A 13025-nucleotide genomic window follows, 5' to 3' on the forward strand; every position below is an offset into this window, starting at 1 on the left:
GCATCAGCCTAATAGAGGAGGAGAATTATGAATTATTTTCAACACCCTAACCCGAACGGGGAGGAAGATGTACAGAGCAACCTGCCCGGTGAGATGTTAAATAACTATTTTCAGCCAGCTCCCCAATATGATTATTCGAATGAATTTTTTGCTGGGGGACCAGATGGGGAAACTGGCGGACCAAGTGGTTATTACCAGGAACAGGAACAGCATCAACATCCAGTTAATCCTGTACCACCTCAATTCGAACAGCATTACGATTCATCACCTGAACGTATTGGCGGATTTTTCCCTGGACCGCCTAGCGGAAATGGTGCGCCATTTCCTAATTGGCCGCCTGCACCCTCTTTTCCAAATTTCCCAGGAAGCGGGGGCGGTGGAGGGGCTCCCGGACAACAGCCAGGATCACAAATGGGCGGTATGAATAACCAGCCTCCAATGGGTCCTCCGCCTAACTTTGTGCCACAGAAACAGAACGTCCAAACATTCGCTGTGGACCCGGGCGGTATTCGATATTGCAGATTCCGTTTCACTTATATTTGGCCAAATCACGGCAGAGGATTTTGGGCTTTCCCGACCTTTGTAGGAAGAAACTCCATTGCCGGCTTCCGCTGGAATGGTTTCCGCTGGGTTTACTTTGGAATGGATTTAAATAGCATTGAATCCTTTCAATGTATGTAGAGACAAAAAACGAGCAGTGAAAAGGAAAACCTTTTTCGCTGCTCGTTTTTTTGTAATTAATATTAATTATATTTTTTATCCTCTTTTTTACGCATTTCTCGTTGCCAAATAAGTCCTTGTTCTAGAGCCATTTTCTTCGCAATTTTCGGTGCATTCCATAGCGGCGGTAAGATCAATAACGATACAGGCACTGCCGATATAACAATGGAGTTCTGAATCGATGCAATACTGTCTTCCCCAATGGAAAGAATTGCCGCTGTAAATGCTCCAAAAAGAACGGCCCAGCATACACGTAACCAGCGTTTCGGGTTATCATGACCTGATAATGTAGCCGCAACGGTATAAGACATGGTATCTGCTGTTGTTGCAACAAATACAATCGATACAAGCAGGAACGCAACGCCCATCACTGTACCAAGCGGCAGCTGATCGGTAATTGCCATTACCGCTGCCGGCATCCCTCCTTCTGATAACGCTGTAGAAATAGAACCTTCATCCTGTATTTCAAAGGAGATACCAGCTCCGCCAACAATGGAGAACCAGAAATTGGTTACAAGCGGTGCTACCACAGATACTGCAATAATAAGTTCCCGAATCGTTCTTCCTCTGGAAATACGGCTGATAAAAACAATAAGCATCGGTGCATAACCGATAAACCAAGCCCAGAAGAAGAGCGTCCAGCCCGATAACCATTCCCTGTCTCCGCGGTAGAACATCATCCCAAACATATTTTGAATATGAACACCGGTCCCGCCGACAAAACCATCAATAATAAACGCGGTAGGTCCAATGATTAGAACAATAACGCCAAGAAGAATGGTAAATCGGACATTCCAGTTACTTAAATGGTAAATTCCTCTATCTACTCCGGTCGCTGCTGAAATTGCTGCTACCGCAACCAGAGCAATCACTACTATAATGCTGACTGTCAATGTGTTCGGCACATCAAATAAATGATTTAATCCGTAAGCAATCTGTAATCCTAAAAATCCAAGAGGCCCCAATGTACCCGCTGCTGTTGCAATAATAGAAACAACATCTGCAGCCGTACCGATAACACTTTTTTCAAAAACCTTTTCCCCAAAAATAGGGTACAACAATCCACGTGGCTTTAATGGATATCCTTTTTGATAATGAACATACATCATGACGATAGCAGATAATGTTCCAAGAATTGCCCATCCAAGGAAACCCCAATGCATAAATGATTGAGCAAATCCGCCTTCAATAAAATTAAACTGGCCTCCTCCGAATAGAGGCGGTGTATCCATATAATGATACATTGGCTCTGCAGCAGCCCAAAAGACTCCTCCCGCAGCCAACAAAGTAACTAATATCATACATACCCAGCCAAAATAACTATACTTTGGCTTATCCTGATTACCTAATTTTACTTTTCCGTATTTTGATATCGCTAATCCCAGACCGATGGCGAAATTAAGGAATAAAAGTATTTGCCAATACGGGCCAAACCAATCAGCAGAATAATGAAACAGAGTATTTACTGCACTATCCACCATTTCATTATTAATTAGCGATAGAATGATAAATACAACTAAAAATCCTCCACTGATATAAAAAACTGGCCAATCTAAACCTTTTCCTTTTCTTGACTTCACATTTTACCTCCTGTTTTTATGTAAGCGTCTATAAGCATTTATGTGTTATTTATAGACCTCATGAATGAAAGCACAATTTAAACTAATATTCTCAACAAGCTTTCATCCTCTCACTTGTTTTGTTTGAACATATCTTTCTATTATAGTTTTATGTTTCTTACAATACAACTTTCATTTTAACGACGTATTCAGCGGATTACTTTGGATATTGAAGTATTTCCCTTATTAAATATTCTTAAACCCTTCTTATCCTCGAAAATAAAAAAATCTCGCAAAATTTGCCCGATAAGTTAAGAAAACATTTGAAAGATCTTTTGTTTGCCGATGTAGCTAAAATCTTCTACCGGTGTCTCTCATTTGTATTTCATTAAAATTATGACGAATAAGAGAAGATTTCACTTTATCTTATCTATTTGGTGATGCAGCCCTAGGGAGAACTTTCGATAGCCCTACAAATCGCAATTTTTTCGGGCTCCTTCGCTTCATCCTTTTATATAATAAAAACTCCATTTTCATTTGTTATTCTTCCACGGTATCTAGATAATTACTCATATTTTAGGGCGTAACTTCACATCAATGGAATTTAAGATCGTCACCATTTGCATCATACTCTAATCGAAAAGTTCGGCTCTTCATCAAATTCTAGGATGGACAGAGTAAAGTTGATTTAAAGGAAATAATAGGGAGTTATAAAATGTGGGATATGTTTGAACAGAAATAGTTAACGGCGGCAACTTGATTTCCACGCAAACTAAGAAACAGTCTTATAGATGGGGCTAAATCACTTTCTCTATAAATAATTCGTTACTCATTCTAGCTTCCCCATTCTACTTTGTGTATGTTTTTATTATGCATAAAAGCACCCTATAGTATAGTCTTTTTTAAAGTGTCTACGCTATAGGGTACTTTTTGCTAATGATCTGGCTTTTCTTTTTTTGTTATAAAATTACTAAAAAACACTAATAGAATCGCAATAAGGAAAAGTGTCCAACGTATAGGAACAGGTAGAAAATTAGAATATTCTGCGTCAAAAAAACAAAATACAGCAAGAAATACCCCCAGAGCGGAAACACTTTTTTTATTTACAATAGATCCCCCTTGAATTTTCTTCAATATGACACCTCCCTGAATCTTCATCTGTTTAATAAAATGTATCTTCATCATTACATCCTACTTACAGTTATATGATTAGCGGGCCACAAAAAATAAAAAATCCAATTAGCGAGAATAGTCTGGTATATTCAAAAAAACTAAACGTTAAGACCCTTTGGAAACTGTTTCTTTTTGCTGTTCTCCCCTAGTTAGACGAGGGATTTCTACTGGACAGGGTAAGCCCTGTCCAGCAGAAAAGCACTTTTGGGTCTTGATTGTTTCGCTGACCATAAACTAATCGTCTGCGGTTTTACTTGTTCCTTTCCATACACAACGTGACAATATCACTATCAAGGTAACATAATTTCAATGTTTTTTCTGCCAGTCCCCTGAACATGCTCATTACAATTTGTCTTTTCAAACCTTAAGAATTAATAATCTTATCCACTGTTTCTTCTACTTCATCTCTAGACATTTTTTCTTTTCCATCCTTCAAAGCATTTAATGTTTTATGCGCAAGCGCTAACGGGATACGACAGAAAAGGAGAATATTTTTGGTAGAGATTTGTGTCATATACTCATCTGCTTTTTGTAAATTCGCTTCTGCATAAGCAAACATTTCCTTTGTGGACCAATCATTCGGGAAGAAACCAACGCCTCTTTCCGCATCTTCATCCATATTTCGTAATATATTCACAGCCTGTAGCCCGCGGCCATAGCCGATTGCTAGGTCACGGTCCGTTTTTGTTCCGTCATACCAATCCCAAATATCAGATAGCATAACACCGACAAGGCCTGCCACATAATATGTATACTCATCTAAGTCTTCCTTCGTTTCCACGTTCCACTCTTTCTCAACCCATTTTGCCATTCCTTCTGCCATTTCACTTGTTGATTCTTTTACTTTTTGCTGAATAGCTTCCGGGCAAAAATCAATCCAGTCTGCCAAGCGTAATGTTACTTCTGGAAGTTCGTTCTCGTGCGGGGCTACTAACTGCTGGTAAGCTTCACGAGGAAATACATCTTCCTTCAGTAAACGGCTTGTCTCTATTAATAAATGTTTTTTTACTTCTGCATCCATTTCTTCATGGTCTTCTATCTCGTCAACAGCGCGCATGCAGAGGTAAGCTGAACCAACCGTTTTCCGCAAAGTTTTGTTCAACAGTTTAATGGGGATATAAAATGTTCTGCTCGTCTGTTTTAAAACCTTCATTGCATCTTTTTCTAATATTGCATGTCTACTCACCCAAAACTCCTCCTTATAATTTCATGCGTTAATGTAAGTATAACAAACAAGGCTCTTTTTTTCCTTTAAAAGTGTTGAATTCCCTTTAATTTTCACATAAACTTCTTGTGCTATCCATTTTTTAAAGCTAGGATAGTAGATGGAAACTTATCATTAGAACGCTCAAACATCATTATCTTTTTTCCTCTGTGTGGAAAGCGATAATAGACAATTGCAGCGAGAAAAATATGAATAAGGCGTGTTGTGTATGAATAAAAGTGTATATTTGCTTATGACAATTTCATTTATCGTTGGAATGGTCGAATTAATTATTGGTGGTATTCTTGATTTGGTTGCAACAGACCTTGATGTATCATTAGGAAAAGCAGGATTATTAATTACGATTTTCTCTCTTGTTTTTGCCATTGCTTCTCCTGTTTTACTTTACTTAACTGCTTCCGTTGAACGAAAAAAGCTTACCATCATTTCCTTGCTTGTCTTTTTAATCGGAAATATTCTTGCTGTTTTTAGTTTGAACTACGCAATGATTTTTATTAGTAGAATTATTTCCGCAGCAAGTGCTTCTTTATTGATTGTACTTTGTATTATGATGGCATCTTCCATTGTTCAGCCTGCTTATCGTGGACGTGCTATCGGAATTGTCAGTATGGGGGTAAGTGGTTCACTTGTTTTCGGAATTCCATTTGGTTTAGTACTAGGAGAATCTTTTGGCTGGCGCGCTCCTTTCGTTCTTATTTCTATTTTAACCGTTGTTTCTATTATATGTGTCCATTTCTTTATGCAGCGCATCCCTTCTGCAGAAAAGCCACTGCCAATCTCGACACAGCTAAAAATGATTCGAAATCCAAAGGTTCTTTTTATTTTGCTGACGACCTTTTTCGTGTTAGCCGGGCATACAACGTTATATGGCTATCTTAACCCATTTGTTAAAGACTTTATGGAATTAGACGGTATTTGGCTTAGTGCGGTTTATCTCATCTTTGGTATTTCTGCTGTCAGCGGCGGTGGAACAGGTGGAACATTATCCGACTTATTCGGGCCAAAACGAACTGTGCTTAGCGCAATCATTTTATTTGTGGCAACTATTTTAATCATTCCAATTTCAGCGATCCATGTTGTATTATTCCTTGTGGTTCTTGTGTTATGGGGTATGCTTAGCTGGGCAGTATCACCACCAATTCAAAGCTATTTAATTGAGACATCGCCACAGAATTCGAGTATCTTGGTCAGTTTAAATAACTCTTCTTTGCATTTAGGTATTGCCGTTGGATCCTTTGTAGGAAGTATTGTTATCGAACAAGCAAGCGTTGAAAAGAACGCTTATGTCGGTGGCGCCATTGTATTCTTAGGTTTAATTACAGCCTTGGTGGCACTTCGGGGCTATTCTAGACCGCAAGTAACTTCTGAATATAATGATAAACAAACTGCGTCGACGACTCATGATTAAAGTTACAAGCTTGTCTTCATCTGCTAAGTAGATCTGGCTTGCACTAGCCTTTTAGACTTATCCCTGACCAGCAGTACGATCGTACGTAAAAGGTGGGTACTCCTGCTTAACGTGTTGGGGATAAGGAGGCTTGACTTCTCCCCTGCTGGTGAAAAGAATATTTCTATTAAAACGCATTGGATGGATTATTCTTCGACTTTTGAAAAAGTAAGTCAACCGCTCATGTATACGACGTTTTATTTTCCTCATCACTCGAATTTTTCTCTTTCTTGATAATCGCTCTCCTGTAAATTACAATCGGAATTATCCCCAAAATAAAACCAGCCATACCAAAGACTTCTATTCTACCTAGACTGTAGCCAACCACGATGCCTAAACCTAAACAGACCAGAAACATCGCACCAAGATGATAAATTCGCATATCTGCTACCCCCTTTTTTCCTATTATATGAAGAAAGTATTTAAAGGTACGTAGAACTGCTAAAATGATTTATATCCCTTTTCCATATAGATAACATGTAATTCAACAATTTTCCAAAATTACTTTATTGACGCACATTTGAGAGCGCTAACACTTCAAAACTCATGTGTATTCTAAAAATTCGCTATTGCCTTACTTCCCTTTTCATGTTTAAATAAATTCAATATATAATAGGAAGTATAGAGGTGGTTAGATGGAAGAGAAGGTTTCAGTAGGATTATTAGGTCTTGGTGTCGTTGGCTCAGGCGTGATTCACCTAATTGAAGATCACCAGGAGAAATTAGCACATCAATTAGGTTGCAAAGTCGAAGTTGTCAAGGCACTTGTCCGTGATATAGAGAAAGCAAGAGATATCGATATTAATCAAGACATTCTGACAACCAATCCAAGTGATATACTAGAAAACGCTGAGATTGATCTTGTCATTGAAGTCATGGGCGGAATTGATCACACAAGGGAATATATTTTAAAAGCATTTTCTAATAGAAAACATGTTGTCTCTGCCAACAAGGACTTAGTAGCTGTTTATGGTCCTGAATTACAGGAAGCTGCGGTTAAAAATAATTGTGATTTTTATTATGAAGCAAGTGTTGCTGGCGGAATCCCTATCCTACGGGGAATTAACGAAGGTTTATCCTCGGACCACATCCAAAAGATCATGGGAATTGTCAACGGGACAACCAACTATATTTTGACAAAAATGGATGAGGAAGGCGTCAGCTATGAAGATGCCCTTGGAGAGGCACAGCGTCTTGGCTTTGCAGAAGCAGACCCTACATCGGATGTAGAAGGATTAGATGCAGCTCGAAAAATGGCTATTCTTGGTCGTTTAGCATTTTCCACACCTGTTGACTTGCAAGATGTTGAGGTAAAAGGAATTCATGGTATTGACTTAAAGGATCTCCGCTATGCTTCTCAGCTTGGATATACGATGAAGCTGATTGGGTTTGCCAACTTTTTCGATCATGAATTAGAAGTAAATGTACAGCCGACACTTTTAGCGAAAAATCATCCGTTAGCAAGTGTGAAAAATGAATATAATGCTGTGTATGTTTACGGAGAAGCAGTCGGGGAAACCATGTTCTACGGTCCAGGAGCTGGCAGTCTTCCTACTGCGACAGCGATTTTATCAGATGTTATTGCAGCAATTAAAGCAATGCGTTTGGGGGTATCTGGGAAGCAGTCTAATGATATGCAATTTCCAAAAACATTGCGTCCGAAAGATAAACAGCATAGCCAATATTATGTTCGTTTATGTGTAGAAGATAAGACTGGAGTATTTTCAGAAATCTCTTCTATTTTCCATTCACAGGATATCAGCTTCCAACGAATTTTGCAGACACCTGTGGATGAAAAAGAGTCTGCAGAAATCGTGTTAGTAACACATGACACACCATACCATCAATTTGAACAAGTGCTAAATCAATTAGAAGCATTCGATGCCGTGACTGAGATAAAAAGCTATTATAAAGTAGAAGGAGATGCATAAGATGGCTTGGAAAGGGTTAATTGAAGAATATCGTGACTTTCTTCCTGTCACCGATAAAACACCCGCTTTATCATTATTAGAAGGAAATACACCACTTTTTCATTTTCCAAATCTATCAAAAGAATTGGGAATTGAATTATACGGAAAATTTGAAGGGTTAAACCCGACTGGGTCATTTAAAGATCGTGGCATGGTTATGGCTGTTGCAAAAGCGATTGAAGAAGGCTCAAGTTCGGTCATTTGTGCATCTACCGGAAATACGTCTGCAGCAGCGGCAGCATATGCAGCACGGGCAGGAATTCGTGCGAGTATCGTTATTCCAAAAGGGAAAGTAGCACTTGGAAAACTGGCTCAGGCCGTCATGTATGGAGCTGAAATTGTCGAGATTGAAGGAAATTTTGACCAAGCATTACAGCTTGTTCGTAAAATTAGTGAGAAATCACCTATCACTCTAGTAAACTCAGTTAACCCATACCGTTTGGAAGGCCAAAAAACGGCAGCATTTGAAGTGTGTGATCAGTTAGGCGAAGCTCCAGATATTCTGGCAATCCCTGTTGGTAATGCAGGCAATATCAGTGCATACTGGAAAGGCTTTAAAGAGTACAGTGAATCCAAAGGAACAGCGCTTCCAAAAATGTTCGGCTTTGAAGCAGAGGGGGCAGCTGCCATTGTCAGAGAAAAAGTGGTGGAAGAACCGGAAACCGTGGCAACCGCCATTCGAATCGGAAATCCCGCAAGCTGGGATTTAGCAGTTCAAGCTAGAGAAGAATCAGGCGGAATGATTGGATCTGTTACGGATGAGGAAATTATTTCTGCATTTAAGCTTCTCCCTCGCAAGGAAGGTGTTTTTGCAGAGCCAGGTTCAGCTGCTTCTATCGCCGGTGTAATTCAGCAGGTCAAAGAAGGTCAAATCCCAGAAGGCAGCAAGGTTGTTGCCGTACTTACTGGCAATGGATTAAAAGATCCACAAACTGCCATTGACCAATTAACAATTGAGCCTGTAACACTTCCAAATGATGAAGATGCAATCCTTGAATACTTAGAGAAGATGATTACATCATGATGCCTTTTCGTTTTCGCATCTCTGTTCCTGCAAGCAGTGCTAATCTTGGTCCTGGTTTCGACTCCATGGGCCTTGCTTTAGGCTTGTATATCCATTTAGACGTGGAGGACGCGGATTGCTATTCTTTTTTTGCACATGGATCTGCTGAAGCAGAGGAAAACCATTTTATTTGGAGTATTGCCCAGCGGGTAGCGAAACGATATGGAGTAGCTTTACCGCCTTGTACCGTGCAAGAAACGAGTGAAATCCCATTGGCCAGAGGGTTGGGCAGCAGCGCTTCAGCCATCGTTGCGGGAATTGAATTAGCCAATCAACTTGGAAATTTACAATTAACGGATGCGCAAAAACTTGCTTTCGGAACCGAGGTTGAAGGGCATCCAGATAATATTGCCCCTTCTCTATTTGGTGGTTTAACGATTTCAACCATGCTAGAGGATGACATCCCTTCCATCCAATTAAATGACATCGAATTAGACTTAATTGCTTATATACCGAAAGTAGAGCTAAAAACAGAGGTTGCTAGAAATTGTCTGCCAGATACATATGAGCGAAACTATGCGGCAAGGGCGAGCGCGATGAGTAATCTAGTTGTAGCTGCACTCTACAAAAAGGACTATGCATTGTTTGGAAAAATGCTTGAGAATGATTTATTTCACGAGCCTTTTCGCAAGGAGTTAATACCGAATTTTAATTTCATCCGGGATAAGGCAAAAGAACTCGGCGCATTTGGTACTGCTTTAAGCGGAGCCGGGCCAACCATGCTTTCATTTGTACCTCAAGGCAGCGGAGAGAAAATCAAAGAAGAGATGTTGCATCACCTTGCAGGTTATCAGGTAAAGCTCTTAGAAATCGATACACAAGGGGTTTTTATTACAAGATAAATAGATGCCAAAAAGTGCAAGAGTCTAGGCAAGCTCTTGCACTTTTTTAAATCGTTTCATTATAAATTTGGCTATTATTATTTTGAATATCGATGATCTTTAAACGATTTTCATTTTTAACAAAGATGGTTTTATAGTATTTCTCTCCGCCAATTTCATAAAACAATACACGGGTCCCTGGATTATCTGTTTCGACAACTACTTCATATTCCCCGTCATCGATTTGTGTTTCTATGACTTCCTGTTCTTCATATTCATAGGAGGTGTCTGTGGCTTGGTTTGCGGAATTGTCATTATTGTGCTTTTCTCCTCCATTAGATTCTTCTGATGACGGCTCGGAAGTCTCACCGGATACATCTGATTCCCTTTCTTCAGCTGTATTTTGACCGCTATCTTGTACTTCTTGATCTGTATTTGCTTGACAAGCACTGATAATAAATAATAGAAATACTATCCCTATAATAGATAGTGATTTTTTCATTCTATCTCCTCCCTTGTATTTATCCTTCCTTTTTCTATTCAAAATGAAACCTTGGCTTCCGATAGTTTCAGACATTATGAATGGCCAGCAACTGAGATTGTACTCTACTACAATTTTATTTTCAACTAATTTATTAAACGCTTGAAGTAAATAAAAGAAGCAGGAACGCATTATTTTAGCCGCCCCTGCTTCTTTTATTTCATCCCATTAACGCTGTCATCAAAGCTTTCTGAGCATGCAGCCGATTTTCAGACTGCTGGAAGACAACAGAGTGTTTCCCATCTATTACTCCTGCAGACACTTCCTCTCCGTGATGAGCTGGAAGGCAGTGCATAAATGTTACATCTGATTTAGCTTTAGCAAGAAGTGCTTCATTTACTTGAAACTGCTTAAAATCCTGTTCACGCTGCGCTTGCTCTGCTTCATGGCCCATACTTGCCCACACATCTGTGTAAATAACATCAGCATCTTTGACAGCCTCAGCCGGGTTATTACTCCATTCAATCGTTGCACCATGTTCTACAGCCATTTGTTTTGCTTTTTCCGTAACCTGTGCATTCGGCTTATAATTATCTGGTGTCACCGTTACAATATGCATTCCCATTTTTGCAGCACCAATCATTAAAGAATGCGCCATATTATTGCCGTCCCCAATATAAACTATTTTTTGCCCCTGTAATACACCTTTTACCTCTTTGATTGTTTGCAAGTCTGCTAGTACCTGACAAGGATGATAAAGATCTGTTAACCCATTAATGACAGGGATACTTGCACATTTAGCCAACTCCTCGACATCCGCCTGATTATATGTCCGAATCATGATTCCATCTAGATATCCTGATAATACTTTTGCCGTATCTGCAATGGTTTCTCCTCGGCCAATTTGAATGTCCTTTGAACTTAAGAAGATTCCCAGTCCTCCTAATTGATAGATTCCCGTTTCGAAAGAGACACGAGTTCTTGTTGAAGCTTTTTCAAAAATCATGCCTAATGTTTTCCCTTTCATTGGTTCAAAAATAATTCCATCTTTGCTTTGCTTCTTCTGATAATCGGCCAATTCAATTAGGTAGTCAATCTCGTCTTTTGTATAATCAGCAAGTGTTAAAAAGTCTCGTCCTTTTAATTCCTGCTGCTGAAATTGAATGTGATTTGTTGTCGTCATCCACGAACACCTCTTCAAATGTTGTTATGAATTATTATGCAATAAAAAGAATATTTATTCAATAGTTTTTTCAATTTTTATATCTCTTATAGAAGTTGTAGTTAGAAATTGGTTGTGTGATAAGCTCTTCCATAACGTAAAAAAGCATCTTTACAACTAGCTGTGCGCTGCTGTAAAGATGCTCTTATAAAGTAATTAATCCTTTACTTGGATAACCAAAACCTTTAAATAATTCCCTTGCTTAAAATGCTTGTTGACTGTAAAGTCGCCCGGCAACGAGAACTCTTCCAGGATGGTGTATTTCTTCTTTTTCGCCTGAAATCCGCGATGAATCATGTCTTTGAATTTCTTCATTCCAAATGAAGCAGTATTGGTAGAAGCAATAATAACGCCGTTCTTCTCAAGCAGATCAATGGAATTCTCAATCAGCTCCGGGTAATCCTTCGCTGTTCGGAAGGTTCTCTTCTTAGAGCGCGCAAAGCTTGGCGGATCGAGAACAACGACATCAAACTGCAGATTTTTCCGTTTGGCATATTTGAAATAATCGAACACATCCATCACAATAATATCTTGCTGCTCAAAATCAATCCCATTTACGCTAAATTGCTCAATGGTTTTACTCTTACTGCGTTTCGCTAAATCCACGCTGGTGGTTTTGGCTGCGCCACCTAATGCAGCAGCAACAGAAAAAGCACCAGTGTAGGAAAAGGTATTTAACACATGCTTGCCCTTGGCGTATTTGTCACGCAATGCTTTACGGACATCACGCTGATCCAGGAATATTCCGACCATAGCTCCATCGTTTAGATAAACAGCATAATTCATGCCATTTTCTTTTACAATAAGCGGGAACTCTCCCCTTGTTCCTTTGACAAAATCGTCGTCTTCTACATATTGCCCTTTCGTATCAAATCGCTTTTTTTCATAAATCCCCTGGTAGTCGGCCAACTCGTCAAAAACTTGAATAATCCAGTCTTTAAAAGCATAAATTCCTTCACTGTACCATTGAATAACATAATAGCCATCAAAATAGTCAATAATTAAACCGCCAATTCCGTCCCCTTCCCCATTGAATACACGGAAGGCTGTCGTTTCTTCAGCTTGATAATAAGAGCTGCGCTTACTGATTGCAGTGAGCAGCTTTTGCTTAAAGAAAGCCTGGTCAATGGATACTCCTTCCTTAAAAGTTAATACCCAGCCCATTCCTTTATTTTGGCGTCCTGTATAAGCTGTTGCCAAGAAATCTCCTTGCGGTGTATGAAGTGCGATGATTTCCCCTTCAGCCAGCTTATTTGGCTGCACAATAGCTTCTTCTAAAATCAACGGATTCTGCTGCTGTTTTAATTTTTTTATATAGTCTTGCTTTACTGTTACTTTTTTCAT

At 39.4% G+C, this 13025-nt stretch carries 12 protein-coding genes; 5 read left to right on the forward strand and 7 right to left on the reverse strand.

Features of this window, described 5'->3' with window-relative positions; all coding sequences use genetic code 11:
- The first annotated feature begins 27 nt into the window (after positions 1 to 27).
- Positions 28 to 681 (forward strand): hypothetical protein, encoded by a 654-nt coding sequence (locus tag KI343_RS20465; protein WP_306432561.1) that lies wholly within the window; start codon positions 28 to 30, stop codon positions 679 to 681.
- A 62-nt stretch (positions 682 to 743) separates the two neighbouring features.
- On the opposite strand, the gene KI343_RS09335 is transcribed toward KI343_RS20465, so the two are convergent.
- The 3 genes from KI343_RS09335 to KI343_RS09345 all read right to left on the reverse strand — a co-directional run bounded on the left by KI343_RS09335 (position 744) and on the right by KI343_RS09345 (position 4638).
- Positions 744 to 2300, reverse strand: coding sequence for a BCCT family transporter (locus tag KI343_RS09335; RefSeq protein WP_212926146.1), 1557 nt, complete (start codon positions 2298 to 2300; stop codon positions 744 to 746).
- 912 nt (positions 2301 to 3212) lie between these two features.
- Complete coding sequence (locus KI343_RS09340) at positions 3213 to 3413, reverse strand: hypothetical protein (RefSeq protein WP_212926147.1); 201 nt, start codon at positions 3411 to 3413, stop codon at positions 3213 to 3215.
- A 403-nt stretch (positions 3414 to 3816) separates the two neighbouring features.
- Positions 3817 to 4638, reverse strand: a complete 822-nt coding sequence (locus tag KI343_RS09345) for a squalene/phytoene synthase family protein (RefSeq protein ID WP_244856876.1) — start codon at positions 4636 to 4638, stop codon at positions 3817 to 3819.
- A gap of 247 nt (positions 4639 to 4885) precedes the next feature.
- On the opposite strand from KI343_RS09345, the gene KI343_RS09350 reads away from it, so the two are divergent.
- The gene (locus KI343_RS09350) at positions 4886 to 6085 is read left to right on the forward strand and encodes an MFS transporter (RefSeq protein ID WP_212926148.1); all 1200 of its coding nucleotides are present in this window, start codon (positions 4886 to 4888) and stop codon (positions 6083 to 6085) included.
- 220 nt (positions 6086 to 6305) lie between these two features.
- On the opposite strand, the gene KI343_RS09355 is transcribed toward KI343_RS09350, so the two are convergent.
- Positions 6306 to 6506, reverse strand: a complete 201-nt coding sequence (locus KI343_RS09355) for a hypothetical protein (RefSeq protein WP_212926149.1) — start codon at positions 6504 to 6506, stop codon at positions 6306 to 6308.
- A 253-nt stretch (positions 6507 to 6759) separates the two neighbouring features.
- Between KI343_RS09355 and KI343_RS09360 the strand changes: the two genes are divergently transcribed.
- The 3 genes from KI343_RS09360 to thrB are packed head-to-tail and all read left to right on the forward strand — an operon-like array spanning position 6760 to position 9999.
- Entirely contained in the window at positions 6760 to 8055 is a 1296-nt protein-coding gene (locus tag KI343_RS09360) for a homoserine dehydrogenase (RefSeq protein ID WP_212926150.1), read from the forward strand.
- 1 nt (position 8056) lies between these two features.
- Positions 8057 to 9118: a threonine synthase gene (gene thrC / locus KI343_RS09365; RefSeq protein ID WP_212926151.1), complete on the forward strand. Its 1062-nt coding sequence runs from the start codon at positions 8057 to 8059 to the stop codon at positions 9116 to 9118.
- The gene (gene thrB, locus KI343_RS09370) at positions 9115 to 9999 is read left to right on the forward strand and encodes a homoserine kinase (protein WP_212926152.1); all 885 of its coding nucleotides are present in this window, start codon (positions 9115 to 9117) and stop codon (positions 9997 to 9999) included. Before thrC ends, thrB begins: the two co-directional genes overlap by 4 nt.
- A 46-nt stretch (positions 10000 to 10045) precedes the next feature.
- Here the strand turns inward: thrB and KI343_RS09375 are convergent, their stop codons facing one another.
- From KI343_RS09375 to KI343_RS09385, 3 genes are all read right to left on the reverse strand, one after another.
- Positions 10046 to 10480 (reverse strand): hypothetical protein, encoded by a 435-nt coding sequence (locus tag KI343_RS09375; protein ID WP_212926153.1) that lies wholly within the window; start codon positions 10478 to 10480, stop codon positions 10046 to 10048.
- Positions 10481 to 10679: 199 nt separating this feature from the next.
- On the reverse strand, positions 10680 to 11642 hold the full coding sequence (gene argF / locus KI343_RS09380) for an ornithine carbamoyltransferase (RefSeq protein WP_212926154.1): 963 nt from the start codon (positions 11640 to 11642) through the stop codon (positions 10680 to 10682).
- A gap of 195 nt (positions 11643 to 11837) precedes the next feature.
- Positions 11838 to 13025, reverse strand: coding sequence for a class I SAM-dependent rRNA methyltransferase (locus KI343_RS09385; RefSeq protein WP_212926155.1), 1188 nt, complete (start codon positions 13023 to 13025; stop codon positions 11838 to 11840).

Source organism: Oceanobacillus sp. J11TS1 (assembly GCF_018333215.1).
In the GTDB taxonomy this organism is placed as follows: domain Bacteria; phylum Bacillota; class Bacilli; order Bacillales; family Amphibacillaceae; genus Oceanobacillus.